Origin of the sequence: Microbacterium sp. (assembly GCF_047606685.1) — a bacterium.
GTDB lineage: Bacteria > Actinomycetota > Actinomycetes > Actinomycetales > Microbacteriaceae > Microbacterium.
Genome location: NZ_JASGEC010000098.1, coordinates 1 through 25,662 on the forward strand (window position 1 = coordinate 1; position 25,662 = coordinate 25,662).

The following is a 25,662-nucleotide window of genomic DNA, read 5'->3' on the forward strand; positions in this document are numbered from 1 at the left end:
CGCCCGCCACCACGGGGTCGCCGCCCGCGCGTCGCGAGCGCGGCGCAGCCGTTCGCGCGCGGCCCGCACGAGCTCCTCGTGCTGCGCGACCAGCCGCTCGGCCTCGCTCGGCGGCAGCAGCGGCTCGTCGCCGTCGCGCGCGTAGACGGCGATCCACGCCGCCGCGAACAGCAGGATGATGCCCACCACCTGGAACCACAGCAGCAGCCCGACGAAGATCGCGAACGTCGCCAGTAGCGGATTGCGGGGCACGTAGAGCAGCAGGTAGCCGGAGCCCAGCTGCAGCAGGGTGATGCCCGCCGCTCCGAGCAGCGCGCCCGGCCGGATGGCACGCCAGCTCAGCGCCGTGCGCGTGAGGAAGCGCAAGAGAGCCGCCAGCGTGACCGCGTAGACGAGAAACGAGACGCACACCGATGCGACACCGATTCCCAGCTCGTACCAGATCGAGTGCGTGTCCCAGCCGAGCGTGCCGAAGGTCGCGCGGAGCAGGAACGTGCCTGTCGAGGCGACCCCGAACCCGATGGCGAGCGCGATTGCGAGCACGGCGGCGGCGACGAGGTCGCGGGCCTTGATCACCAGGATGTTGTGCCGGTCAGGTGGCAGGGCGAACACGTGCCGCACCGCGCGGCGAGAGAAGGAGATGAAGCTGGTCGCCGTCCACATCGCGACGATGATGGCCACGGCGCCGGTCACGGCCAGCACTCCGCGCGAGCGCAACGCGATCGCGAAGACCTGGTCGCGCGTGAACAGGCCGCCGTCGCCGACCACGCCGTGGACGTAGTTGTTCATGCCGTCGATGAGCGCGTTGATCGCTGCCGTGCTGCCGCCCAGCCAGACTCCCGCTCCGGCAAAGGCGACGTAAGTCGCCGCGAAGATCGCGAACAGCGCCTGGTAGCTGACCCCTGCCGCCAGGAGGAACCCGCTGTGGTCCAGAAAGTGCCGCCACACGCGCACCGGGAACCACTCCAACGTGCGCTTGGTGATGTCCTCCGCGCGCGCGATGGGGCCGGTGAGGCGCTCGCGGATCGTGCCTGCTCCTGTCCGCGGCTGCGCATCCTCGCGATTGACCGTCACGGGGCCAGGATAGCGACCGCGATCAGTTGTGCGGGATGCCGCGCTCTGCCGGCTCGGGAACAGGCGCCTGCCGCGCCGCGGGCGACTCCTCCGCCGCGCGCAGCGGGATGGCGCGGTCTGCCGCGGCCACGGCGATCCACGCGGCCGCCACCAGCAGCACGATCGCGACGAGGCGGAACCACAACAGGAACCCGATCAGCGCGGAGAAGGCCGCCAGCAGCGGATTGCTCGGCGTGTAGAGGAACAGCAAGCCGACGCCGACCTGCAGCACGGCGATCGCCCCGCCGCCGAGCATCGAGCCGGGCCAGATCGCGGGCCACGGCAGCGATGCGCCGGAGAGGAAGCGGAACAGGCCGGCAAGGGCGGCGGAGTTGATCGCGAACGCGACGGCGACCGACAGCACGCGCAGCACGGCCTGATTCGCCAACGACTGGCTGACCAGGCCGAGCAGCCCGAGCAGCCAGTCGAGCAGCCCTGTCGTGGCGGCGCCGAGCGCCGAGCCGAGCACGAGGGCAGCCCCGAACGTCAGCGCGGCGAGAAAGTCGCGCGCCTTCAGCACGACGTAGTTGCGGCGGTCGAACGGCAGGCCGAAGATGTCGCGGACGGCACGGCGCGCGAACGTCACGAATCCTGTGGCGGTCCAGATCGCGGCGATCCCCGCCACGGCGCCGGTCACCGCCAGAGTCCCGCCGCTGCCGGCCGCGATCGCCTCCACTTGCCCCGGCGCCACCAGGCCGTCCGCGCTGATGAGCTCGGGGATGTAGCGGTTCACCAGCGCGATGAGCCCGGCGATGGCGCGCGGGCTGCCGCCGAGCCAGACCCCGACGGCCGCGAAGGCGACGTACAGCGCCGCGAAGATCGCGAACAGCGACTGGTAGCTGATGCTCGCCGCCAGAAGGAAGCCGTTGTGCCGCAGGAAGTGCCGCCAGACCCGGACGGGGAACAGGGCGAGCGTCTTCCTGGTGAGCTCCGTGGCGCGCGCGATCGGCTCCTCGAATCGCCCGCGCAGCGAGGGCTGCTCGTCGGTCACCCCGCCAGACTATCCACGCCTCACCCGCGCAGGACGGCCTGCTTGACCTCGGCGATGGCCTTGGTGACCTCGATGCCGCGCGGGCACGCCTCGGTGCAGTTGAACGTCGTGCGGCAGCGCCACACTCCCTCTTTGTCGTTGAGGATGTCGAGCCGCACCTCGGCGGCGTCGTCGCGCGAGTCGAAGATGAAGCGGTGCGCGTTGACGATCGCCGCGGGGCCGAAGTACTGGCCGTCGGTCCAGAACACGGGACACGACGAAGTGCATGCCGCGCAGAGAATACACTTCGTCGTGTCGTCGAAGATCTCGCGGTTGGCGATCGTCTGGATGCGCTCGTGGCCGGGCTCCGGCGTCGAGCTCGCGATGAGGAAGGGCTTGACCTCGCGGTACGACGCGAAGAACGGCTCCATGTCGACCACGAGGTCCTTCTCCAGCGGCAGTCCCTTGATGGCCTCGACGTAGATCGGCTTGGAGATGTCGAGGTCTTTGATGAGGGTCTTGCAGGCGAGCCGGTTGCGCCCGTTGATGCGCATGGCGTCCGAGCCGCAGATGCCGTGGGCGCACGAGCGGCGGAAGGTCAGCGACCCGTCCACCTCCCACTTGATCTTGTGCAGCGCGTCGAGCACACGGTCGGTGGAGTACACCTCCACGTCGTAGTCCACCCAGCGCGGCTCCTCGTCGACCTCCGGGTTGAAGCGGCGGATGATGAAGGTCACGAGGAAAGACTGGATGCCGGAGGCATCCCGCTCGTCCTGCGTCGCCGTCGCGTCCGACTCGGCCACCGCCATCGACATCAGTACTTCCTCTCCATCGGCTGGTACCGGGTCACCACGACCGGCTTCCAGTCGAGCGTGATGTGGTCGTCAGGGTGCGACGAGTGCGGGTCTCCGCTGAGGTAGGCCATCGTGTGCTGCATGTAGTTCTCGTCGTCGCGCTGGGGGAAGTCGTCGCGCATGTGCCCGCCGCGGCTCTCCTTGCGGTTGCGGGCCGCGTAGACGACCACCTCGGCGAGGTCGAGGAGGAACCCGAGCTCGACGGCTTCGAGCAGGTCGGTGTTGTAGCGCTTGCCCTTGTCGTCGACGTGCACGTTGCGGTAGCGCTCGCGCAGCTCCTCGATGACGCCGAGCACCTCGCCGAGCGACTCCTCGGTGCGGAAGACCTGGGCTTTGCGGTCCATCTCGTCCTGCAGCGTCTTGCGCAAAACGGCGACGCGCTCGCTGCCCGGGTTGTCGCGCAGGTGCTCGATGAGGTCGCGGACGTCCTGCGCGGGGTTCTCCGGCAGCGGCACGAACTCGGCCGTCTTCACGTACTCGACCGCGTTGCGGCCCGCGCGCTTGCCGAAGACGTTGATGTCCAGCAGCGAGTTGGTGCCGAGGCGGTTCGAGCCGTGCACCGACACGCACGCGCACTCGCCCGCGGCGTACAGGCCGGGAACGACGGTCGTGTTGTCGGCGAGCACCTCGGCGTTGTTGTTGGTCGGGATGCCGCCCATCGCGTAGTGCGCGGTGGGCATGACAGGCACCGGCTCGACCACCGGGTCGACGCCGAGGTAAGTGCGCGCGAACTCGGTGATGTCGGGGAGCTTGGTCTCCAGCACCTCCGCGCCGAGGTGCGTGCAGTCCAGCAGCACGTAGTCGCGGTGCGGGCCGGCGCCGCGGCCCTCCGCGACCTCCTGCACCATGCAGCGGCTCACGATGTCGCGGGGGGCGAGGTCTTTGATGGTCGGGGCATAGCGCTCCATGAAGCGCTCGCCCGAGACGTTTCGCAGGATGGCTCCCTCGCCGCGGGCTCCCTCGGTGAGCAGGATGCCCAGGCCCGCCAGGCCCGTCGGGTGGAACTGGAAGAACTCCATGTCCTCCAGGGGCAGGCCCTTGCGCCACACGATCCCGACGCCGTCGCCGGTGAGCGTGTGCGCGTTCGACGTGGTCTTGAAGATCTTGCCGAAGCCGCCGGTGGCGAAGATGACCGCTTTGGCCTGGAACACGTGCAGGTCGCCGGTGGCCAGCTCGTACGCGACGACCCCGGCGACGGCAGTCTTGCCGCCGGCATCCTTCACCGTCAGCAGGTCGAGCACGTAGAACTCGTTGAAGAAGTTGATGCCGAGCTTGACGCAGTTCTGGAACAGCGTCTGCAAGATCATGTGCCCCGTGCGGTCGGCGGCGTAGCACGCGCGGCGCACCGGGGTCTTCCCGTGGTCGGCGGTGTGGCCGCCGAATCGGCGCTGGTCGATCTTCCCCTCAGGCGTGCGGTTGAACGGCAGGCCCATGTTCTCCAGGTCGATCACGGCGTCGATCGCCTCGCGCGCGAGGATCTCCGCGGCATCCTGGTCGACGAGGTAGTCGCCGCCTTTCACCGTGTCGAAGGTGTGCCACTCCCACGAGTCCTCTTCGACGTTCGCGAGGGCCGCAGCCATCCCGCCCTGTGCCGCGCCCGTGTGCGAGCGGGTGGGGTACAGCTTCGTGATGACGGCGGTCTTCGCACCCGGCCCCGCCTCGATGGCGGCGCGCATGCCGGCGCCGCCGGCGCCCACGATGACGATGTCGAACTGGTGGTAGTGGACGCCGTCCTTGACGACGCTGTCACTGGATGCGGTGGGAGTGCTCACGTGGTGCTCTCGGTCTCTCGTCTCGTCAGCGCGTCGGTCACAAGGTGGCGCACAAGCTCGGCAGCAGGTCGGGGTTCGCGCCGGCCGGGCACGGGTCGAAGGTGAAGATCACGAGCGTGCCGAGCACGATGAGGAAGGCCGCGGAGAGCCCGATCGCCCACACCAGCGCCGTGCGCAGCCGAGGGCCGGTCACGTAGTCGTTGACGATCGTGCGCATGCCGTTCGCGCCGTGGACCAGCGCGAGCCACAGCATGAGGAAGTCCCACCACTGCCAGAACGGCGTCGCGTACTTGCCGGCCACGAACGCGAAGTCGATCTGGTGGATGCCGTCGCCCACGAGCAGGTTGACGAACAGGTGCCCGAAGATGAGGACCACCAGCAGCACGCCCGAGGCGCGCATGTAGATCCAGCCCCACTTCTCGAGGTTCGGCCCGGAGCGGCGCGCCGTCTGGGGCGCGCGGGGCTCGGCGATCACCATCAGTGGCCACCTCCCGTCGAGGCGAAGACGTTCATGAGGTGGCGCGGCGCGAAGCCGAGCATCGTCACGGCCCACAGGCCGATCACCCCCCACCAGAGCTGGCGCTGGTGGCGCGTCGCCCACGGCCAGAAGTCGACGAGGATGATGCGCAGTCCGTTGTACGCGTGGTAGGCGATCGCGGCCACCAGCGCGACCTCGCCGAGGCCCATGATGGGGTTCTTGTACGTGCCGATGACCGCGTTGTACGCCTCGGGGGAGACGCGCACCAGCGCGGTGTCGAGCACGTGGACCAGCAGGAAGAAGAAGATCGCGACACCGGTGATGCGGTGCAGCACCCACGACCACATGCCTTCGTTGCCGCGGTACAGAGTGCCGCGGGGCGTCTTCGACGTGGTCTCCGAGACCGTCGGTGTGACGCGTGCTGGTCCAGACACGGACGTCCTCCCTGATCGAACACGGTGGCCCGCTGGAGCGCCGTCTCGACGACGGGCGAGCGGCGCCGGCGTCACACGGGCGCTGCCCTCATCCTATTCCCGTCGCCGTCGTCGCGACGATTAGGCCGCCCTTATCTCGCGACATCAACAGAACCAGGTCGCACCTTCGCATGCCCCCGTGCGATCGTGCGACATGGAGGTGGCGCGTGGCGCCGGGTCGAGGGGAGGGATGCGGCGCAGCGCGCCACTTTCCTGGGGGTTCGGAGATCAGGGTTGCCAGCCGCGGCGACGGAGCGCGTCGTGTGTGATCGACACGCCTTGTCGCTTCGCGCCGCGCACGTGGGTGGAGGTCAGGCGGACGACCTCCCAGCCTGCGGCGGCGTATGCGGCGTACTTTTCGAGGTCGCGGTTCCACTGGGCGCGCGATGTGCGATGGTGATCGCCCTCGATCTCGACCACGATGCGGAGCTCGCGATAGACGATCTCCGAGATGCCGAGGAGCCGGCCGTTCGCATCGCGGATCGGCACGTCCAACTCCGGCGTCGGCAGTCCGGCGTCCTCCGCATCCAGCCGGAACTCGGTCTCCAGCGGCGATGCGCTTCCCACGCGGATCCGTTCCAGCGCCTCGCGCAGCCGCTGCACGCCCCGTCGGGGGCCGGCGGCAGCAGCCGAGCGCAACTGCTCAATGGTCGCGAGCGCCCGCTCGGGGTGTGCGTCGCCCCGACGGTCGCGGGGAACGCGCACGACCGCGTCGCCGATCACGATCAGCTCTCGGACGCTGCACTCTCGGGCGAGCATCGCCCACGTCGACGCCGGGCTCGACATCCTGAGTCCCTCGTGCTTGCGCACGCTCACCAGCGTCGGTGCGACTTTTATGCCTCGGACGCCCGCGCGTCGAGGAGCGCGGCTCGGCGCCAGCACCCCCACTTCGAGATCCTCGCCGTGCGCTGTCGGGAGGCCGAGCGCGACGGCCGCGGTGCGCCCCACGAAGAACGCGTGCGGCGGCATGACCTCGGCGTACGCGCGGCCGAGGAGGAGGACGTGATCGCGCGCGGCGCGGTCGCGGGCGAGGGGTGTGTCGTCCGGCTCGGCGGCGGCCGTGGGCACGGCCCGCACACCGCGGAAGGGTGTGTGCAGATCTTTCGCGCGCAGCCGGCGCGGTGTGACACCCATGGCCAGCGCGCGCCGACACGCGAAGGGCGTCGGCAAAGCCCGGGGGAGCGGGCGAGGACGAGGCGGCATCCTCTGACTCTGGCCGTGGCCCCGAGAGGCGAATGGGCCGGCAACGAGATTTGTGGACAACTCTGCCCAGAGCCCGCCTGTGCAGGAGCAGGCGCCCCACGAAACTCGGTTGTGTCGAGTCCGCTGAAGGTGGCGCGTGGCGCCGCTTTGCCCTGGTGGATGCGGCGCCACGCGCCACTTTCGCTCCGCAGGCAGCGTAGAGCGGGGGTGGAGGTGGCAGGTGGTGCCTGGTTGTGGGGAGGGATGCGGCGCTTCGCGCCACTTCGGGCTCGGGCGGCGCGAAGGGACGGGGAGCACGGCGTCGCGCGAGGCGCCCTCGATACGCTGGACGCATGGCCGAGCCGATCGCAGACTTCTACGCGCTGATCCCCGCCGGGGGGATCGGGAGCCGGCTGTGGCCGCTGTCGCGTGCCGACGCGCCCAAGTTCCTGCACGACCTCACCGGCTCGGGGCACACGCTGCTGCGCGACACGTGGAACCGCCTCGAGCCGCTCGCCGGCCGCGACCGCATCGCGGTCGTGACCGGCCGCGCGCACCGGGCCGCCGTGGAGAAGGAGCTCCCCGACATCCCGGACAAGAATGTGTTCCTGGAGTCCGAGCCGCGCGACTCGACGGCGGCGATCGGGCTGGCCGCCGCGATCCTCGCCCACCGCGAGCCCGACGTCATCATCGGGTCGTTCGCGGCCGACCACGTGATCCGCGGCACCCAGGTGTTCGAGTGGGCCGTGCAGCAGGCGGTCGCCGTCGCGCGCGAGGGCTACATCTGCACGATCGGCATCCCCCCTGTGGAGCCGTCGGTCGGGTTCGGGTACATCAAGAAGGGCGACGAGCTGGTCATCGCGGGCGCCCCGGAGGCCGCCACCGTCGAGCGCTTCGTCGAAAAGCCCGACCTCGACACCGCCAAGGACTACTTCGCCGACCGGTCGTACCTGTGGAACGCGGGCATGTTCATCGCGCGGGCGGATGTGCTGTTGGGCGAGATCGCGGAGAGCCAGCCGCACCTGTACGCGGGGCTCATCGACCTCGCCGAGGCGTGGGACGACCGCGACGCGCGCGGGCCGGTCGTCGACCGCGTGTGGCCCACGCTGGAGCGCATCGCGATCGACTACTCGGTCGCCGAGCCGGCGGCCGAGCGCGGGCGGCTCGCCGTCATCCCCGGCCACTTCGACTGGGACGACGTGGGCGACTTCGCGAGCCTCGCCAAGCTGAACTCGGGCGGGCGCCGTGACAACCTGGCGATCCTCGGCGGCAACGCCCGAGTGCTCGCCGACACCGCCAGCGGCATCCTGGTGAGCCAGACCCACCGGGTGATCAGCGTCATCGGCGTGAAGGACATCGTGATCGTCGACACCGACGACGCGCTGCTGGTCACCACGAGCGAGCACGCGCAGCGCGTGAAGGGCGTCGTCGACGCGCTCAAGCTCACCGGCCGCGGCGACGTGCTGTAGCGGCCAGGGATGGCTCGGGCCCGCCGCGCCCCCGCGCTCGGCGCCGCAGGCAACGGCCAGATTGCGTCTTTGTAAAGATTCGCTCAGCAATCCGGCCCGGCCATGCACGCACGGCGTCCCAGTGGGTAGCTTCGGATCATCCCCCCGCGAAATCCGCGGGGTCATTGATGTGGAGGCATGAGTTGACCATCTCTACCACCAAGAAGGTTCTGGGCGTCACCGCCGCCGCAGGCCTGATCGTCGCCCTGGCCGGCTGTGGCCAGGCCCCGGCCGAAGACCCGAGCGCAACCTCGACAGGGGGCGGAGCCGTCGAAGGCTTCAAGCCCTGCATGGTGTCGGACGCGGGCGGCTTCGACGACAAGTCGTTCAACCAGCTGGGCTTCGAGGGCCTGGAGCGCGCCTCCGCCGCGCTCGGCGTCGAGCCGGTGACGGTGCAGTCTGACTCCGAGTCCGACTTCGCGCCCAACCTCACCAACCTCGTCAACCAGAACTGCACGACGATCATCACGGTCGGTTTCGCGCTCGCTGCGGCCGCCGGCGAGTCCGCCGCCGCCAACCCCGACATCAACTACGTCTCGATCGACGACGTGGTCGACACCGACTTCGACGGCGAGACCGACTCGCCCAACATCAAGCCCATCGTGTTCGACACGGCGCAGGCCGCGTTCCTCGCCGGCTACGCGGCCGCTTCGTACTCCGAGACCAAGAAGGTCGGCACCTTCGGAGGAATGAACTACCCGACGGTCTCGATCTTCATGGACGGCTTCGCGCAGGGCGTCGAGTACTGGAACGAGCAGAAGGACGACAACGTCAAGGTGTTCGGCTGGGACCGCGACAAGCAGGACGGCGTGTTCACGGGCGGATTCGCGGCCAACCAGGACGCCATCAACGCGGCCCAGGGCATCGTCGAGCAGGGCGTCGACGTGCTGCTGCCGGTCGGCGGCCCGATCTACCAGTCGGCGGCGTCGGTGATTCGCGACTCGGGCCGTGACATCGCGCTGATCGGCGTGGACGCCGACGTGTACGAGACCGACCCGACCGTCGCCGACCTGCTGCTCACCTCGATCCGCAAGCTGATCGATGTGGGCGTCGAGGACGCCGTGATGAGCGCGGGCAAGGGCGAGTTCGACGCGACGCCGTTCGTCGGCACCCTCGAGAACGAAGGCGTGGGCCTTGCCCCGTTCCACGATTTCGAGGACAAGGTCTCGGCGGATCTGCAGGGCGAGCTCGACACGATCACTGAGGGCATCGTCAGCGGCTCGATCACGGTCGAGTCCTACCTGGCGGGCTGAGCGATTCGCTCGAACGGGGAGGCCGGCATGCCGGCCTCCCCGTCTCGTGCCCCTTCGTGCGCCACGCGCGCCTCTCATTAGGATCGGGGACATGAAGCTCGAACTTCGCGGCATCACGAAGCGCTTCGGCAGCCTGGTGGCCAACGACCACATCGACCTCGTGGTCGAACCGGGCGAGATCCACTGCCTGCTCGGCGAGAACGGAGCCGGCAAGTCCACGCTGATGAACGTCCTCTACGGTCTCTACCAGGCCGACGAGGGTGTCATTCTGCTCGACGACCGCCCCCAGAACTTCCAAGGCCCCGGCGACGCCATGCGCGCCGGGATCGGGATGGTGCACCAGCACTTCATGCTCATCCCCGTGTTCACCGTCGCCGAGAACGTCATGCTCGGCCACGAGAACACGAAGGCCGGCGGGATGCTCGATCTCGCCGCGGCGCGCGAGCGGGTGCGGGAGATCTCCGCGCGGTTCGGCTTCGACGTCGACCCCGACGCCATCGTGGAAGACCTCCCGGTCGGCGTCCAGCAGCGCGTCGAGATCATCAAGGCGCTCTCACGCGACGCGAAAGTGCTCGTGTTCGACGAGCCGACCGCGGTCCTCACCCCGCAGGAGACCGACGAGCTCATGGGCATCATGCGCCAGCTCAGACAGAGCGGCGCGTCGATCGTGTTCATCACCCACAAGCTGCGCGAGGTGCGCGAGGTCGCCGACCGCATCACGGTGATCCGCCTCGGCAAGGTCGTCGGAGAGGCCTCGCCGACGGCGACCAACGCCGAGCTCGCCTCCATGATGGTCGGCCGCGCCGTGGAGCTCACGGTGCACAAGGAGCCGCCCGTGTTGCGCGACAGCGTCTTCGCCGTGGAAGGCCTGACGGTGATCGACCCGGTCGGCAACGTCGTCGTCGACGACATCGGCTTCGAAGTGCGCGGGGGCGAGGTGCTCGCGATCGCGGGGGTGCAGGGCAACGGGCAGACCGAGCTCACAGAGGCGCTGCTCGGCCTGCAGCCCCAAGTGCGCGGCTCGATCACGCTCAACGGTCAGCAGCTGGTCGGCTCGAGTGTCCGCCGCATCCTGGACGCGGGCGTCGGTTTCGTCCCCGAGGACCGCAACGAGGACGGGCTCGTCGGCGCGTTCACGATCGCCGAGAACCTCATGCTCGACCGGGCGAACGGCGCGCCGTTCGTCAAGGCGGGCACCGTGCAGCGAGGTCTGCTCGAGGAGTTCGCGAAGGAGAAGTTCCAGGAGTTCGACGTGCGCGCTCCCGGATTCGACACGCCGGTCGGCAAGCTCTCCGGGGGAAACCAGCAGAAGGTCGTGCTCGCCCGCGAGCTCAGCCGCAGCCTGTCGCTGTTCGTCGCGGCCCAGCCCACCCGCGGGGTCGACGTCGGCTCGATCGAGTTCATCCACAAGCGGATCGTCGCCACGCGCGACGAGGGCGTGCCGGTCATCGTGGTCTCCACCGAGCTCGACGAGGTGTCGGCGCTCGCCGACCGCATTGCGGTGATGTACCGGGGGCGCATCATCGGCATCGTTCCGGGCGACACGCCGCGCGACGTGCTCGGTCTCATGATGGCGGGCGAGAGCCCGGCCGGGGAAGGGGCGGCGGCGTGACCACGACGAAGCTGGACGCGACGGAGGCGGAGCCGCCGTCGACGTGGCACTCGACCTTTGTCAAGATCACGCAGGGCAACGCCCTCATCTCGGTGCTCGCCGTGCTGTTGGCGCTGATCGCCGGCGGCATCATGGTCGCCTTCACGGACGAAGACGTGCAGCGCACCTCGACGTACTTCTTCGCGCGCCCCGGCGACATGCTCGCCGCGGTCTGGAACGCGGTCTCCGGCGCCTACATTGCGCTGTTCCGAGGATCGGTCTACAACTTCGGCGCGCCGACGTTCGCCCGTGGCATCGTCCCGCTCACCGAGACCCTGACATTCGCCACGCCGCTGATCGCGGCGGGGCTGGGCGTCGCGCTCGCGTTCCGCATCGGCATGTTCAACATCGGCGGCCGCGGGCAGATGCTGATGGCCTCGGCGGGAGCCGGATGGGTCGCCTTCGCCATCGACCTGCCGTTCCCGGTCCACATGCTCGCTGCGCTCGTGGTCGGCATGCTGGCGGGGGCGCTGTGGGGCGGTGTCGCCGGATTCCTCAAAGCCCGCACCGGGGCCCACGAGGTCATCGTGACGATCATGCTGAACTACATCGCGTTCTATCTGATCTCGTGGATGCTGCGAACGCCCGGCCTGCTGCAGGCGCCGGGGTCGAGCAACCCGAAGACGTCGGCGATGAAGCAGACCGCGGTGTTCCCCGGGCTGCTCGGCCCGCAGTACAACCTGCACTTCGGCTTCGTCCTGGTCGTCCTCGCGACGGTGGTCGTCTGGTGGATCCTGTCGCGGTCGAGCCTCGGCTTCCAGTTCCGGGCTGTCGGCGAGAACCCCCGCGCCGCGCGGGTCGCCGGCATCAACGTCAAGAGCATGTACGTGTGGGGAATGCTCATCGCCGGAGCACTGGTCGGCCTTGCCGGCGTGAACCAGGTGCTCGGCACCATCACCACCGGGTTCGCGGCCGACATCGACGCCGGGATCGGCTTCGACGCGATCACGGTCGCGCTGCTGGGGCGCTCCACCCCGTGGGGCACGTTCGCCGCCGGCATCCTGTTCGGCGCATTCAAGGCCGGGGGCTTCTCGATGCAGGCCGCCGAGCAGATCCCGGTCGAGATCGTCACCGTCGTGCAGTCGCTGATCGTGCTGTTCATCGCTGCTCCGCCGCTCGTGCGCACGATCTTCTTTCTGCCGTCCGAGGCGCGCGACCGCCGCCGCCGCGAAAAGCAGCGGCTCACGCAGCTCAAAGCCAAGGTGGCCGCGGATGACGCCCAAGCCGCGGCCGAGGAGGTGGCCCAGTGAGCGACGTGCTGGTCTCCGCCGACGCCCAGGTCCCCGGGGCCACCGTCATCCGCAGCTGGAAGACGCCGATCGCGCTCGCGGTGTTCACGGTGCTGTTCGCCGTCCTGCTGCTCGCGGCGCCGCGCTCGGGCGGCGCGACCACATTCCGGCTGTCGACGCAGTCCGACCTCGTGCAGCTGCCCGACCTCGTGGTGCCGGTGATGCCGACCGCGTGGGCGTGCTGCGTCCTTGTGGCGCTCCTGGCCGCGGCGTCCGCCTATTTCGTGCGGCAGGTCGGCAAATCTCCGCTGTGGATCGTCATCGTCTCCGTGATCGTGCTCGTGGTCGGCTTCCTCGCCTGGGCGGCAGAAGGCGGCGCCGTGCCGATCCCCGGCCTGCTCGCCGGCTCGCTCGGGCTCGCGGTTCCGCTGATCTACGGAGCGCTCGGCGGGGTCATCGGCGAACGCGCGGGCGTCGTCAACATCGCGATCGAGGGCCAACTGCTCGCGGGCGCGTTCACCGCCGCGGTGATCTCCACGGTGACGGGGCAGCCGCTGCTGGGCATGCTCGGCGCGCTGGTGGCGGGCGTGGTCGTCGCATTCATCCTCGCCGCCTTCGCGATCAAGTACTTCGTCGACCAGGTGATCGTCGGCGTCGTGCTGAACGTCCTGGTGATGGGGCTCACGAGCTTCTTCTACTCTCAGGTGCTCCAGCCCAACGGGGAGGCGCTGAACTCCCCGCCGCGGTTCGACCGCATCCCGATCCCGATCCTCAGTGAGATTCCCGTCGTCGGGCCCGTGCTGTTTCGCCAGACGATCCTGGTCTACATCATGTACGTCGCGGTGTTCCTGGTCTGGTTCGGCATGTTCAAGACCCGCTGGGGCCTGCGGCTGCGCGCCGTCGGCGAGCACCCGCAGGCCGCCGACACCGTCGGCATCAAGGTCAACGCGACGCGCTTTTGGAATGTGCTTCTGGCCGGCGCGATCGCCGGCGTGGGCGGAACCGTCTTCACGATCGGCAACGGCATCCCGTTCAACAAGGAGATGACCGCCGGCGCCGGCTTCATCGCGCTCGCCGCGGTCATCTTCGGCCAGTGGCACCCGGTCAAGGCGACCCTCGCCGCGCTGCTGTTCGGGTTCGCCTCGAACCTGCAGAACACCTTGAGCGTCATCGGGTCGCCGGTGCCGAGCGAGTTCATGCTCATGCTGCCGTACGTCGTCACGATCTTCGTCGTGGCCGGCGTCGTCGGCCGATCCAGGGCGCCGGCCGCCGACGGCCTGCCGTACATCAAGGGTTGACGATGACCGACATCGACTGGGACGAGCTGCGCGCGGCAGCGAACGAGGCGATGCGGCGCGCGTACGCGCCGTACTCGCGGTACCCCGTGGGCGCCGCCGCCCTGGTCTCCGACGGGCGCATCGTGCAGGGCTGCAACGTCGAGAACGCGTCGTACGGCGTCGGGCTGTGCGCCGAGTGCGGGCTCGTCTCCGAGCTGCAGCTGAGCGGCGGCGGCAGGCTCGTCGCGTTCGTGTGCGTCAACGCCAACGGCGAGACGATCATGCCGTGCGGGCGGTGCCGTCAATTGCTCTACGAGTTCGCGCTTCCCGGCATGCTGCTGGAGACGGTCTCCGGCATCCGCACGATCGACGACGTGCTGCCGGACGCGTTCGGCCCGCGCGCCCTTCGACTGGCTCAGGGAGCGGAGGACTCGGAGCGATGAGCGAGCCCTTCGACGCGGTCGACGTCATCCACGCCAAGCGCGACAAGCATCCGATTCCCGAGGACGAGCTGCGCTGGATGGTGGACGCGTACACGCGCGGCTATGTGTCGGACGCGCAGATGGCGTCGTTCGCGATGGCGGTGCTGTTGAACGGGATGTCGCGCGACGAGATCCGGGTGATGACCGACGCCATGATCGCCTCCGGCGAGCGGATGAGCTTCGCCGGGCTCGGCAAGCCGACGGTCGACAAGCACTCCACCGGCGGCGTCGGCGACAAGATCACGCTTCCGCTCGCACCGCTGGTCGCCTCGTTCGGCGTCGCGGTGCCGCAGCTGTCCGGGCGAGGCCTCGGCCACACCGGCGGAACGCTCGACAAGCTCGAGTCGATCCCCGGGTGGCGTGCGGCGCTCACGGGCGACGAGATGTCGGCGCAGTTGCGCGACGTCGGCGCCGTGGTGTGCGCCGCCGGCAGCGGACTCGCGCCCGCGGACAAGAAGCTCTACGCGCTGCGCGACGTCACTGGCACGGTCGAGGCGATCCCGCTCATCGCGTCGAGCATCATGTCGAAGAAGATCGCCGAGGGCACGGGCGCGCTCGTGCTGGACGTGAAGTTCGGCTCGGGCGCCTTCATGAAAGACCTCGACCGCGCCCGCGAGCTCGCGCGCACGATGGTCGAGCTGGGCGGCGACTCGGGCGTGGCCACGACCGCCCTCCTCACCGACATGAACGCGCCGCTCGGCCTGGCGATCGGCAACGCGAACGAGGTGCGCGAGTCGGTGGAGGTGCTCGCCGGCGGCGGCCCCGCCGACATCGTCGAGCTGACCGTGGCACTGGCCCGCGAGATGCTCAGCCTGGTCGGGCAGCCCGACGCGGACGTCGAGGCGGCGCTTGCCGACGGGCGCGCCATGGACACGTGGCGCGCGATGATCCGCGCCCAGGACGGAGACCCGGATGCCGCGCTGCCCGCGCCGCGCGAGACCCACACCGTGACCGCGCCCCGTGCCGGCGTGGTCGCCCGGATGGAGGCGCTGCCGTTCGGCGTTGCCGCGTGGCGGCTCGGCGCGGGCCGGGCGCGCGCTGACGACGCCGTCGTGCACGCCTCGGGCGTCGACCTGCACGTGAAGCCGGGCGACGCGGTGGCGGCGGGCCAGCCGGTGTTCACGCTGCTGGCAGAGGACGCCTCGCGGTTCGACCGGGCGCTGGCCGCGCTGGAGGGCGCGTGGGAGATCGGACAGGTCGCGCCGGAACGTGGTGGACTGGTGGCGGAGCGCATCACTGCGTGACACAATCCGGCCCTGAGCCACAATCCGGCCCCTGAGCCACAATCCGGCCCCTGAGCTTGTCGAAGGGCCGCAGAACAGGAGAACGATGGCCACCGACCAGCACGGCGACACCCGAGTGCAGGGGGTGTCCTTGCGCGGCCTTCCCAAAGTGTCGCTGCACGACCACCTCGACGGCGGCGTGCGCCCCGCCACCGTGCTCGAGCTGGGCGACGCGGCAGGTGTCGCGCTGCCGGCGCACGACGAGGCATCCCTCGCCGACTGGTTCCGGTCGCAGTGCGACTCGGGCACGCTCGTCGAGTACCTGAAGACCTTCGACCTCACGATCGCCGTCATGCAGACCGCCGACGGGCTGCGCCGTGTCGCGCGCGAGTTCGTGGAGGACCTCGCCGCCGACGGCGTCGTCTACGGCGAGGCGCGCTGGGCGCCCGAGCAGCACGTGCACGGGGGCCTGTCGCTGGAAGAGACGGTCGAGGCCGTGCAGACGGGCATCGAGGAAGGAGAGTCCGCTGTCGAGCGCTCGGGACGAAGCATCCGGGTCGGCCAACTCGTCACCGCGATGCGCCACACCGACCGATCGCTCGAGATCGCCAAGCTCGCCGTCGCCTTCCGCGATCGCGGCGCGGTCGGATTCGACATCGCCGGGCCCGAGGACGGCTTCCCCCCGTCGCAGCATCGCGCGGCGTTCGACTACCTCGCGGCGCACTTCTTCCCCGCCACCGTGCACGCCGGCGAGGCGGCCGGGCTCGCCTCGATCCGGTCGGCGCTGCTGGACGGGCGCGCGCTGCGGCTCGGGCACGGCGTGCGCATCGCCGAGGACCTCGAGGTCGTCGAGCGCAGCGGAGACGAGGTGCAGGTGCGGCTGGGCGACCTCGCTCGCTGGGTGCGGGACCGGGAGGTCCCGCTCGAGCTGTCGCCGTCGTCCAACCTGCAGACCGAGGCGATCACGGCGTGGGGCACGACGATGGAAGACCACCCTTTCGACCTGCTGTACCAGCTCGGGTTCGCGGTGACGGTCAACGTCGACAACCGCACGATGAGCCGCACCTCCCTCACACGGGAGCTGTCGCTGCTGGTCGACGCGTTCGGCTACGACCTCGACGACCTCGAGGAGTTCCAGCTCAACGCGGCTGCCGGTGCGTTCCTGCCCGTCGAGGAGCGCGAAGAGCTCATCGACATCATCTCCGACGGCTTCGCCGGCTGAGCCGCGCCTCGCTGTTCCATACGCTCAAGCGTCACTTGTCGTCGAGGATGAAGACGCCAGGCAGGTCGCCGAAGCGCGCCTTGACGTCGAGGGAGACCACTCGGCGACCGGTCTGTCGTGCGTGGGCGGCGATGATGAGGTCGTGAGCGCCACGATGGCGATGTCGTCCGAGTCGGAGATGTTCCAGGTCCGACCCCTCTGGCGGTCGAGCTGAACCACGGCGTTGGTGTCGAGGATCCGTCGCGCCACGGGTTCCCGGCGTCCGCGGTGAGGAAGGGGCTCGCACTCGTCGCGTCGGCAGCGGAGTCGTTCGGGCGGAAAGAGTGGTCACGAGGGAGATTCTCGCCGATTGTCGGACAGGTCAGACACATGCTCAGCGACCGAAAGGGTGCCCCTCGCGATTCAGGCGAGAGCCGCCTGCCTCGCGGCGACGACCTCCTGCACGCGCGGGAACAGCGGGTGCGCAGGCTCCAGGCCGGTCACGTCGGCGGTGAACTGCGCGGCATCCTTCTCCCGCAGCAGCCGCTGCAGCTCGACCGACTGCGCGTCGCTGTCGTCGTCGAACTCGAGGAGTGCCGCCATCGCGGCGACGAGCCCGTCGACCGAGAGGCCGCGCTCGGCGGCCTCGGCGGCGGGGCCGACGAATCGCTCGTGCCGCGACAGCTTGCGCAGCGGCTGGCGCCCGACTCGCCACACCGTGTCGGGAAGCGCCGGATTGCGGAAGCGGTTCAGGATCGTCGCGCGGTAGGCGGCGAGGTCGGACCGGTCCAGCCCGAACTTCGCCTCGAGCAAGGCGGATGTCTCGGCCAGCACGGCGGCGACCTGCGCGGCGATGGCGTCGTCGGCGAGGACGTCGGAGATCCGCTCGATACCGGCGCGGGCGCCGAAATAGGCGGTCGCGGCGTGCCCGGTGTTGACCGTGAACAGCTTGCGCTCGATGTACGGCGCGAGGTCGTCGACGAAGTGCGCGCCCGGGATGCGGGGCGGGTCGTCGCCGAAGGGCAGCCGCTCGATCGCCCACTCGTAGAACGGCTCCACCGTGACATCCACCCCTTCGCCGGCGGGTTGGCCGGGCACGATGCGGTCGACGGCCGTGTTCGCGAACACCGCGCGGGCGGCCAGCGCGTCCCACGCGTCGCCGGCGAGCTGCTTGATCTCGTCCCTGAGCAGGTCGGTCGCGTTGATCGCGTTCTCGCACGCCATGACCTGCAGGGGCGGGGCCGACGGGTCGCGCAGCGCGAGCGCGGCGACGATCGGCGGCGCGATGAATTTCAACACTGTCGGCCCGACGGCGGTGGTCACGACATTCGCGCCGGCGATCTCGTCCACGAGCTCGTCGCGGTCGGCGACGCTGTCGATGGCTCGGATGCCGGGGACGACCGTGTCGGCGCCGCCCTCGCCGACCTCGCGCACGGTGTACTCGTCGGTGGCGTTGATCGCGTCGACGAGGTGCGCGGCCACGTCGGCGAACACGAGCTCGTAGCCGCCCTGGTGCAGGAGCAGCCCCACGAAGCCGCGTCCGATGTTGCCCGCCCCGAAATGCACCGCCTTCATGCTTCTATCCTGGTGCGGCCGGCACGCGAGGTCCACTCGCCTCAGGGGCGCACGGCGTCCAGCAGGGCGCGAGCGCCGGCGGCGAGCGCCGTGATCCGCGCGCGCGCGTCGTCTTCGGAGTCTCCCCTGACGTCGAGGTACAGCTTGAGCTTGGGCTCGGTGCCGCTTGGCCGCACGATCAGGCGCGATCCGTCAGCCAGCCACAGGCGCAGCACGTCGCCCGGAGGCAGCCCGTCGACGCCGTCGAGCAGGTCGTCCACGCGAGCGACGTCGACCTCGCCGATGCGGGAGGGATGCTGCGCCCGCAGCGCCGCCATGATGCGCGCGATGATCGAGAGGTCGTCGACGCGCACCGAGATCTGGTCGCTCGCGAAGTGCCCGAACGTGGCCGCGAACTCGTCGAGCAGGTCGCCCACCGTCGCGCCGCGGCCGCGCGCCTCTGCGGCCAGGCCGAGCATCGCCACCGCCGCGGAGAGGCCGTCTTTGTCGCGCACGGTGTCGGGGTTGACGAGGTAGCCCAGCGCCTCCTCGAAGCCGTACACGATGCCGGGGGCGCGCGAGATCCACTTGAAGCCGGTCAGGGTCGCGTGGAACGCGAGGCCGTAGTGCTCGGCGACCGCCTGCAGGCCGGGCGACGAGACGAGCGAGCACGCGAGGGATGCGGGCGGCCCTTCGACAGGCTCAGGGGCCGCAGCGACAGGCTCAGGGGCCGCAGCCGCGAGTTCAGGGGCCGCAGCGGCGAGGCGTGCCGCGCGCCAGCCGAGCAGCAGCCCGACCTGGTTGCCGGTGAGCCGTCGCCATCCGCCCTCCGCGTCGGGGTCGGGCACCGCCACCGCGAGCCGGTCGGCGTCCGGGTCGTTCGCGATCACGAGCTCCGCGCCCGCGCCGCGCGCGGTCTCGAACGCGAGGTCCATCGCGCCCGGCTCCTCCGGGTTCGGGAACGACACGGTCGGGAACGCCCCGTCCGGCTCGACCTGCGACGCCACCATCGTCGGGGCCGGGTATCCTGCCGCCTCGACGACGCGCGAGAGCGTCTCGCATCCGACGCCGTGCATCGCGGTGTAGACCCAGTTCAGGCCGGCCGCGCTCTCCGGCGCGGGCGCGACGGCCGCGGTGGCGGCGATGTAGTCGTCGACGATCGACTCGGGCGCGTTCTCGTAGCCCACCGAGCGCGGCAAGCGCGTGACATCCTCATCGTCGGCCACCCGCTGAATGCACGCGGCGATCTCGGCGTCGGCCGGCGACACGATCTGCGCGCCGCCGTTCTCGCCGCCGAGGTACACCTTGTAGCCGTTGTCGTTGGGCGGATTATGGCTCGCCGTCACCATGACGCCCGCCGCGGCGCCCAAACGGCGCACCGCGAACGCGAGCACGGGCGTCGGCAGCAGGCGGGGGAGCAGGATGGCGCGCAGACCCGCGCCCGCGAGCAGCTCGGCGGAGTCGCGCGCGAACACGCGGGAGTTGCGCCGGCCGTCGTAGCCGATGACGACGGTGGGCGGGTCGGCCTCCCCGCGGCGCGCCGCGGCGTCGAGCAGGTACGCGCCCAACCCGGCCGCCGCTTGCGAGACGAGCACACGGTTCATCCGGTTGCTGCCGGCGCCGAGCTCGCCGCGCAGGCCCGCGGTGCCGAACGCGAGCCGCGTCGAGAACCGGTCGGCAAGCTCCGCGGACGCCGCGCCGCCTCCGCTGTCCGCCGCCTGGATCAGAGCGTCAAGCTCGGCGCGGGTCTCGGCATCCGGGTCCTGCGCCAGCCACGCGCGCGCGCGATCGAGGATCGCGGCGTCCGCGTCGGTCACAGCGCGTTCACCACGTCGGCCAGCAGCGACGAGATGCGCGGCTCGGCCTCGCGACCGGCCTCGAGCACCTCCGCGTGGCTGAGCGGGGTGGTCTGGATGCCGGCGGCCAGGTTCGTGATGAGCGAGAAGCCGAGCACCTCCATGCCCGACTGCCGGGCGGCGATGGCTTCGAGCGCGGTCGACATCCCGACGATGTGCCCGCCGATGGCCTTCGCCATCTGCACCTCGGCGGGGGTCTCGTACTGCGGCCCGCGGAACTGGCAGTACACGCCCTCTTGCAGGGAGGGGTCGATGGCGCGCGCGATGTCGCGCAGTCGCACCGCGTAGAGGTCGGTGAGGTCGACGAACGTCGCGCCCTCCAGCGGCGACGCGCCGGTGAGGTTGATCTGGTCGCTGATCAGCACGGGCTGGCCGGGGGTCCAGGTGTGCCGGATCCCGCCCGCCCCGTTGGTGAGCACCATGATGGACGCGCCGGTCGCGGCGGCGGTGCGCACGCTGTGCACGACGCGGCGCGCTCCGTGCCCCTCGTAGAAGTGGGTGCGCGCGCCGACGACCAGCACGTGCGCGCCCTTCGGCGTGCGCACGCTGCGCAGGGTTCCGACGTGCCCTTCGAGGGCGGGTTTCGAGAAGCCGGTGACCTCGGTGGCGGGCAGGGTTGCGACCGTCTCGCCGATGAGCTCCGCTGCGCGCCCCCAGCCGCTTCCGAGGGTGACGGCGATGTCGTGGCGCGGCACGCCGGTGAGCCGCGCGATGTCTTCGGCCGCGCGCGCGGCGACCTCGAAAGGGTCGGCGGACGGGTCGTCGAGGGGGTTGAGCACTGTGTCTGGCATACCTCCCACTCTAGGAACCCGCGCGGCCGTGGGCCAGAGCGGCCCGGGGACACGCTCGCGGCCGGAACGCGCAAGAATGGGGCCATGTCCCTCAGCTTCGAGCTCACGCAGAGCATCGCGATCATCGGCGGCGGGCCCGGCGGCTACGAGGCGGCGCTGGCCGCCGCGCAGCTGGGGGCGGAGGTCACTCTCGTCGAGCGGGCCGGCGTCGGCGGCGCTGCCGTCATCAGCGACGTCGTGCCATCCAAGTCGCTGATCGCGACGGCCGACGCCGCCGTGGCGATCGCGGAGGCGACCGACCTCGGCGTGCAGTTCTTCGCGCGTGGCGGCGACGGCAGGCCGCTGCGCCCGCAGGTGGCGATCAACCTCGCGGCGGTCAACAAGCGCCTGCTGGCCCTCGCCCACCAGCAGTCCGAGGATATGCGGGCCGCCCTCGTCGCCGCCGGCGTGCGGATCATCGACGGCCACGGGCGCCTCGAGGGCGACCACGCGGTGGTGGTCTCGACAGGGCCGGGCGGCACCGACTTCGACCGCATCGAGGCGGACACCCTCGTGGTGTCGGTCGGGGCCTCGCCCCGCGAGCTGCCCGCGGCTCGACCCGACGGCGAGCGGATCCTCACCTGGACGCAGCTCTACGACATGCGGGCGTTGCCCGAGCACCTCATCGTGGTCGGCTCCGGCGTGACCGGCGCCGAGTTCGCGGGCGCCTACATGAACCTCGGAGCGAAGGTGACGCTCGTCTCCAGCCGCGAGCGCGTGCTGCCGGGGGAGGACCCCGACGCGGCCACCGTGCTGGAGGGCGTGTTCACGCGCGGCGGCATGACCGTGCTCTCCCGGTCGCGCGCTGAGAAGGTCGAGCGCTCCGGCGACGGCGTGACAGTGACACTGGCAGACGGCCGCACGGTCGAGGGCAGCCACTGCCTGCTGGCGGTCGGGTCGATCCCGAACACCCGCGGCATCGGGTTGGAGGAGGCCGGAGTGCAGATGACAGACTCCGGCCACATCCGCGTCAACCGCGTCGCGCGCACGTCGGTGCCGAACATCTACGCCGCCGGCGACTGCACGACGTTCGTGCCGCTGGCATCCGTTGCCTCGATGCAGGGCCGCACGGCCGTGTTCCACGCGCTCGGCGACGAGGTGATGCCGCTGGACCGGCTGCGGATCACGGCGAACATCTTCACCGCGCCCGAGATCGCGACCGTCGGATGGCAGGAGAAGGATGTCACCGACGGCGTCGCCGACGGCATCGTGCACAAGCTGCCGCTGGCCGTGAACGCGAGGGCGAAGATGATGGGCGTGCGCGACGGGTTCGTCAAGCTCATCGCGCGCCGGGGGAGCGGTACCGTGATCGGCGGGGTGATCGTCGCCCCGCGCGCCTCCGAGCTGATCTACCCGATCGCGATCGCGGTGGACCGCCGCCTCACCGTCGACCAGGTCTCGCGCGTGTTCGCGGTCTACCCGTCGCTGACCAGCAGCGTCGCCGACGCGGCGCGCGCGATGCACAACGTGGGGCGCGTCGCCGAGGCCTGATCCCGCCGTGCTCAGGAGATCGTGAGCAGCCGATGCCCCGCCGAGACCGTCGCGCCGGGCGTCGCGTCGATCGCGCCGACGACGCCGTCCTTGTGCGCTTGGATGGGCTGTTCCATCTTCATCGCCTCGAGCACGACGACCAGGTCGCCCTTGACGACCTGCTGCCCGTCCTCGACGGCGACCTTGACGATCGTGGCCTGCATCGGCGCCTTCACGGCATCCCCCGACGCGCCGGTGACGGCGTTGGTGGCGTGCGAGCGGCGCGACGGCGGCACCGCTGCGGGACGGCCCACTTTCGTCGGCGCGGCCACGATGCGGTCGGGCAGGCTCACCTCGAGGCGCTTTCCCGCCACCTCGACCACGACCGTGTGCCGGCCTTCGTCGGGCTTGGGCGACTCGGCCTCGCCGTCCCACGGGGGGATGTCGCCTGCGAACTCGGTCTCGATCCATCGCGTGTGCACGCCGAACCGCCCGTCCTCCGCGATGAACGCCGGGTCGCGGACGACCTTGCGGTGGAACGGCAGCACGGTCGGAAGGCCCGCCACCTCGAACTCGTCGAGCGCGCGCCGCGAGCGCTCGAGCGCCTCGGCGCGGTCGCGGCCGGTGATGATGATCTTCGCGAGCAGCGAGTCGAACGCGCCGCTGACGGCGTCGCCGGCGGTGACGCCGGAGTCGAGCCGGATGCCGGGGCCGCCGAACGTCTTGAACACGTGGATCGGCCCGGGGGCGGGCAGGAAGCCGCGGCCGGGGTCCTCGCCGTTGACGCGGAACTCGATCGAGTGTCCCACCGGTTCGGGGTCGGGGTAGTCGAGCAGGCCGCCCTCGGCGAGGCGGAACTGCTCGCGCACGAGGTCGATCCCGGTCACTTCCTCGGAGACGGGGTGCTCCACCTGCAGCCGCGTGTTGACCTCGAGGAACGAGATCGTGCCGTCGCCGCCGATGAGGAACTCGCACGTGCCGGCGCCGACGTAGCCGACCTCGCGCAGGATCGCCTTCGACGCGTCGTACAGCACGGCGTTCTGCTCGTCGGTCAGGAACGGCGCCGGCGCCTCCTCGACGAGCTTCTGGTGGCGGCGCTGCAGCGAGCAGTCGCGCGTCGACACCACCACGACGTTGCCCTCGACGTCGGCGAGGCACTGCGTCTCGACGTGCCGCGGCCGGTCGAGGTACTTCTCCACGAAGCACTCGCCGCGGCCGAACGCGCTGATCGCCTCGCGCGTCGCAGACGCGAACTGCTCGGGCACCTCCTCCATCGTGCGCGCGACCTTGAGCCCGCGCCCGCCGCCGCCGTACGCCGCCTTGATCGCGATGGGCAGGCCGTGCTCGCTCGCGAATGCGACGACCTCGTCGGCGCCGGCCACGGGGCCGGGGGTGCCCGGCGCCAGCGGCGCGCCCACCTTCTCTGCCACGTGCCGGGCGGTGACCTTGTCGCCGAGCGCCTCGATGGCCTCGGGGGAGGGGCCGATCCAGATGAGCCCGGCCGCCGTCACGGCGCGCGCGAACTCCGCGTTCTCCGCGAGGAAGCCGTAGCCGGGGTGCACCGCGTCGGCGCCGGAGCGCCGCGCCACCGACAGGATCTTCTCGATCGACAGGTAGGTGTCGGCGCTGGTCGAGCCGTCGAGCGCGTACGCCTCGTCGGCGAGCCGCGTGTGCAGCGCGTCGCGGTCTTGGTCGGCGTAGACGGCGACCGAGCCCTTCCCCGAGTCGCGCGCCGCGCGGATGATGCGCACGGCGATCTCGCCGCGATTCGCGATGAGGACCTTGCCGATGTGGGGCGGGGCGGTCTGAGGCATGGATGCCAGCCTACTCACGCGCTGGGCAGGCCTTTTGAGCGGTGTCTACAAGAAGCCTCCGGAAACGTGGTCTTCCTAGGACAACCGGTTCCACAGGCCGGGCCACTCCACGCCCAGCTCCCGCACCAGCCGGCGCAGCGTCGACAGCGACATCCCCACGACCGTCGACGGGTCGCCGTCGACGCGGTCGATGAACGGGCCGCCCAGGCTGTCGACGGTGAACGCGCCGGCGACGTGCAGGGGCTCGCCGGAGGCGACGTAGGCGCGGATCTCGTCGTCGGTCACGTCGGACGCGAACGAGACGGATGCCTCGGCCACCGCGTGCGCCTCGGCGGCCGCTTCCCCCGGCCGCAGGCGGTACACGCTGTGGCCGGAGTGCAGCACGCCGGTGCGGCCGCGCATCTCGTGCCAGCGCGCGGTGGCGGCCTCGGCGGTGTGCGGCTTGCCCAGCACCTTTCCGTCCAACTCGAACATCGAGTCGCCGCCGATCACGACGCCGTCGAACGCCGGGTCGTCCTCGGCGAGGCGGGACGCGACATCCGCCGCCTTCCTCCGGGCCAGCAGCAGCACGTGCTCTTGCGGCGAGAGCGTGCGGTGCTCGCCCGCCTCGACCGCGGCGACCACGGCCTCCTCGTCCACGTCCGGCGCGAACGGCTCGGGCTCGATCCCCGCCTGCCGCAGCAGCATGAGGCGGGCAGGTGAGGTGGAGGCCAGGCACACGCGCATGGCCACGAGGCTATCGGTCTCGCGCCTCGCGCTCGTTCGTGGCGGGTGTGCGAGAGTCGGGGAGTGGAGCTCATCGACCTCGAGATCGCGGACGTCGCGCACGGCGGCGTGTTCGTGGCCCGACACGAGGGGCGGGTGGTGTTCGTTCCCGACGCCATCCCCGGCGAGCGCGTTCGCGTGCGGTTGACCACGGCCGGTGACCGGCGCCGGTTCTGGCGAGGAGAGGCGGTGGAGGTGCTGGATGCCTCGCCCCACCGCCGCCAGCACGTATGGCCGCAGGCCGACATCGACGTGCCGCCGGAGAGCCGCCCGGGCGGAGCCGACTTCGGGCACATCGAGCTGTCGCACCAGCGCAGCCTGAAGCTGCGGGTGCTCGCCGAGGCGCTCGCGCGCCTGGGCGGACTGGAGGGCCCGGAGCCATCCATCTCGCCGGCGTCGCCCGCGCTCTCGCCGAGCGGTGCCGTGCTCGCCGAGGAGACCCTCGACGGCACCGGGTGGCGCACGCGCGTCAGCCTGCATGTCGACGCGAACGGGCGGATCGGCCCGTACGCGGCGCGCAGCCACCGCGTCGTGCCCGTCGACGGCCTTCCGCTGGCGACAGACGGCGTGCAGCGAGCGGCACGGGGGCTGTCGCGGGCAGAGCCGGGGCGCATCGACCTGGTGCAGCCCGCGGACGGCCGCGTGCGCGTGCTGCCCCGGCCGGACGCGCGGCGATCCGGCCGTGCGCGCCGGCCACGGGACGACGC

Annotated in this window: 22 protein-coding genes; 10 read left to right on the forward strand and 12 right to left on the reverse strand. The window is 70.8% G+C overall.

All coding sequences use genetic code 11. The features are described 5' to 3' along the window. The 7 genes from QM611_RS11820 to QM611_RS11850 all read right to left on the reverse strand — a co-directional run. The coding region (locus QM611_RS11820; RefSeq protein WP_415080117.1) for a YihY/virulence factor BrkB family protein at positions 1-1,074 on the reverse strand (1,074 nt) is incomplete at its 3' end. Positions 1,075-1,096: 22 nt separating this feature from the next. Continuing rightward, entirely contained in the window at positions 1,097-2,104 is a 1,008-nt protein-coding gene (locus tag QM611_RS11825) for a YihY/virulence factor BrkB family protein (RefSeq protein WP_415080118.1), read from the reverse strand. A gap of 20 nt (positions 2,105-2,124) precedes the next feature. After that, positions 2,125-2,898 carry a succinate dehydrogenase iron-sulfur subunit gene (locus QM611_RS11830; RefSeq protein ID WP_415080119.1) on the reverse strand — a complete coding sequence of 258 codons (774 nt, stop codon included), beginning with the start codon at positions 2,896-2,898 and terminating at the stop codon, positions 2,125-2,127. Continuing rightward, the gene (sdhA, locus tag QM611_RS11835; protein WP_415080120.1) at positions 2,898-4,709 is read right to left on the reverse strand and encodes a succinate dehydrogenase flavoprotein subunit; all 1,812 of its coding nucleotides are present in this window, start codon (positions 4,707-4,709) and stop codon (positions 2,898-2,900) included. The genes QM611_RS11830 and sdhA overlap by 1 nt, the downstream gene beginning before the upstream one ends. A gap of 37 nt (positions 4,710-4,746) precedes the next feature. Continuing rightward, positions 4,747-5,187 (reverse strand): succinate dehydrogenase hydrophobic membrane anchor subunit, encoded by a 441-nt coding sequence (locus QM611_RS11840; RefSeq protein ID WP_415080121.1) that lies wholly within the window; start codon positions 5,185-5,187, stop codon positions 4,747-4,749. Then, a complete protein-coding gene (gene sdhC / locus QM611_RS11845) occupies positions 5,187-5,621 on the reverse strand; it encodes a succinate dehydrogenase, cytochrome b556 subunit (protein ID WP_415080122.1) in 435 nt (144 codons plus the stop codon). Before sdhC ends, QM611_RS11840 begins: the two co-directional genes overlap by 1 nt. Positions 5,622-5,888: 267 nt before the next feature. Then, positions 5,889-6,794 carry a hypothetical protein gene (locus QM611_RS11850; protein ID WP_415080123.1) on the reverse strand — a complete coding sequence of 302 codons (906 nt, stop codon included), beginning with the start codon at positions 6,792-6,794 and terminating at the stop codon, positions 5,889-5,891. 401 nt (positions 6,795-7,195) lie between these two features. Between QM611_RS11850 and QM611_RS11855 the strand changes: the two genes are divergently transcribed. From QM611_RS11855 to QM611_RS11890, 8 genes are all read left to right on the forward strand, one after another. Continuing rightward, a complete protein-coding gene (locus tag QM611_RS11855) occupies positions 7,196-8,311 on the forward strand; it encodes a mannose-1-phosphate guanylyltransferase (RefSeq protein ID WP_415080124.1) in 1,116 nt (371 codons plus the stop codon). A 182-nt stretch (positions 8,312-8,493) separates the two neighbouring features. After that, positions 8,494-9,603, forward strand: a complete 1,110-nt coding sequence (locus QM611_RS11860) for a BMP family lipoprotein (RefSeq protein ID WP_415080125.1) — start codon at positions 8,494-8,496, stop codon at positions 9,601-9,603. 91 nt (positions 9,604-9,694) lie between these two features. Continuing rightward, complete coding sequence (locus QM611_RS11865; protein ID WP_415080126.1) at positions 9,695-11,215, forward strand: ABC transporter ATP-binding protein; 1,521 nt, start codon at positions 9,695-9,697, stop codon at positions 11,213-11,215. Further along, positions 11,212-12,504, forward strand: coding sequence for an ABC transporter permease (locus tag QM611_RS11870; protein WP_415080127.1), 1,293 nt, complete (start codon positions 11,212-11,214; stop codon positions 12,502-12,504). Before QM611_RS11865 ends, QM611_RS11870 begins: the two co-directional genes overlap by 4 nt. Beyond that, the gene (locus QM611_RS11875) at positions 12,501-13,781 is read left to right on the forward strand and encodes an ABC transporter permease (RefSeq protein WP_415080128.1); all 1,281 of its coding nucleotides are present in this window, start codon (positions 12,501-12,503) and stop codon (positions 13,779-13,781) included. The genes QM611_RS11870 and QM611_RS11875 overlap by 4 nt, the downstream gene beginning before the upstream one ends. A gap of 2 nt (positions 13,782-13,783) precedes the next feature. Beyond that, on the forward strand, positions 13,784-14,203 hold the full coding sequence (locus QM611_RS11880; protein WP_415080129.1) for a cytidine deaminase: 420 nt from the start codon (positions 13,784-13,786) through the stop codon (positions 14,201-14,203). After that, the gene (locus tag QM611_RS11885) at positions 14,200-15,486 is read left to right on the forward strand and encodes a thymidine phosphorylase (protein WP_415080130.1); all 1,287 of its coding nucleotides are present in this window, start codon (positions 14,200-14,202) and stop codon (positions 15,484-15,486) included. The genes QM611_RS11880 and QM611_RS11885 overlap by 4 nt, the downstream gene beginning before the upstream one ends. An 85-nt stretch (positions 15,487-15,571) precedes the next feature. Then, on the forward strand, positions 15,572-16,687 hold the full coding sequence (locus QM611_RS11890) for an adenosine deaminase (protein WP_415080131.1): 1,116 nt from the start codon (positions 15,572-15,574) through the stop codon (positions 16,685-16,687). A gap of 402 nt (positions 16,688-17,089) precedes the next feature. Here the strand turns inward: QM611_RS11890 and QM611_RS11895 are convergent, their stop codons facing one another. Genes QM611_RS11895 through QM611_RS11905 form a run of 3 tightly spaced genes read right to left on the reverse strand, consistent with a single transcriptional unit; the run spans position 17,090 to position 20,867 of the window. Next, positions 17,090-18,241: a mannitol-1-phosphate 5-dehydrogenase gene (locus QM611_RS11895; RefSeq protein WP_415080132.1), complete on the reverse strand. Its 1,152-nt coding sequence runs from the start codon at positions 18,239-18,241 to the stop codon at positions 17,090-17,092. A gap of 41 nt (positions 18,242-18,282) precedes the next feature. Continuing rightward, on the reverse strand, positions 18,283-20,037 hold the full coding sequence (locus QM611_RS11900) for a phospho-sugar mutase (RefSeq protein ID WP_415080133.1): 1,755 nt from the start codon (positions 20,035-20,037) through the stop codon (positions 18,283-18,285). After that, on the reverse strand, positions 20,034-20,867 hold the full coding sequence (locus QM611_RS11905; protein WP_415080134.1) for a purine-nucleoside phosphorylase: 834 nt from the start codon (positions 20,865-20,867) through the stop codon (positions 20,034-20,036). The genes QM611_RS11900 and QM611_RS11905 overlap by 4 nt, the downstream gene beginning before the upstream one ends. Before the next feature lie 84 nt (positions 20,868-20,951). Between QM611_RS11905 and QM611_RS11910 the strand changes: the two genes are divergently transcribed. Then, positions 20,952-22,397, forward strand: coding sequence for an NAD(P)H-quinone dehydrogenase (locus QM611_RS11910; protein WP_415080135.1), 1,446 nt, complete (start codon positions 20,952-20,954; stop codon positions 22,395-22,397). A gap of 11 nt (positions 22,398-22,408) precedes the next feature. On the opposite strand, the gene QM611_RS11915 is transcribed toward QM611_RS11910, so the two are convergent. Continuing rightward, a complete protein-coding gene (locus QM611_RS11915; RefSeq protein WP_415080136.1) occupies positions 22,409-24,190 on the reverse strand; it encodes an acetyl/propionyl/methylcrotonyl-CoA carboxylase subunit alpha in 1,782 nt (593 codons plus the stop codon). Between the two features lie 75 nt (positions 24,191-24,265). Next, positions 24,266-24,916, reverse strand: a complete 651-nt coding sequence (locus tag QM611_RS11920) for a Maf family protein (RefSeq protein WP_415080137.1) — start codon at positions 24,914-24,916, stop codon at positions 24,266-24,268. A 63-nt stretch (positions 24,917-24,979) separates the two neighbouring features. Between QM611_RS11920 and QM611_RS11925 the strand changes: the two genes are divergently transcribed. After that, on the forward strand, positions 24,980-25,662 hold a 683-nt coding region (locus QM611_RS11925), incomplete at its 3' end, for a TRAM domain-containing protein (RefSeq protein WP_415080138.1).

Excerpts from the sequence above, each read along its gene's own strand:
- QM611_RS11920 (WP_415080137.1), bottom strand. The coding sequence starts at position 24,916 with ATGCGCGTGTGCCTGGCCTCCACCTCACCTGCCCGCCTCATGCTGCTG.
- QM611_RS11915 (WP_415080136.1), bottom strand. The coding sequence starts at position 24,190 with ATGCCTCAGACCGCCCCGCCCCACATCGGCAAGGTCCTCATCGCGAAT.
- QM611_RS11890 (WP_415080131.1), top strand. The coding sequence starts at position 15,572 with ATGGCCACCGACCAGCACGGCGACACCCGAGTGCAGGGGGTGTCCTTG.
- QM611_RS11840 (WP_415080121.1), bottom strand. The coding sequence starts at position 5,187 with ATGGTGATCGCCGAGCCCCGCGCGCCCCAGACGGCGCGCCGCTCCGGG.
- QM611_RS11905 (WP_415080134.1), bottom strand. The coding sequence starts at position 20,867 with ATGCCAGACACAGTGCTCAACCCCCTCGACGACCCGTCCGCCGACCCT.
- QM611_RS11830 (WP_415080119.1), bottom strand. The coding sequence starts at position 2,898 with ATGTCGATGGCGGTGGCCGAGTCGGACGCGACGGCGACGCAGGACGAG.
- QM611_RS11885 (WP_415080130.1), top strand. The coding sequence starts at position 14,200 with ATGAGCGAGCCCTTCGACGCGGTCGACGTCATCCACGCCAAGCGCGAC.
- QM611_RS11850 (WP_415080123.1), bottom strand. The coding sequence starts at position 6,794 with ATGGGTGTCACACCGCGCCGGCTGCGCGCGAAAGATCTGCACACACCC.
- QM611_RS11910 (WP_415080135.1), top strand. The coding sequence starts at position 20,952 with ATGTCCCTCAGCTTCGAGCTCACGCAGAGCATCGCGATCATCGGCGGC.
- QM611_RS11880 (WP_415080129.1), top strand. The coding sequence starts at position 13,784 with ATGACCGACATCGACTGGGACGAGCTGCGCGCGGCAGCGAACGAGGCG.
- QM611_RS11895 (WP_415080132.1), bottom strand. The coding sequence starts at position 18,241 with ATGAAGGCGGTGCATTTCGGGGCGGGCAACATCGGACGCGGCTTCGTG.
- QM611_RS11855 (WP_415080124.1), top strand. The coding sequence starts at position 7,196 with ATGGCCGAGCCGATCGCAGACTTCTACGCGCTGATCCCCGCCGGGGGG.
- QM611_RS11865 (WP_415080126.1), top strand. The coding sequence starts at position 9,695 with ATGAAGCTCGAACTTCGCGGCATCACGAAGCGCTTCGGCAGCCTGGTG.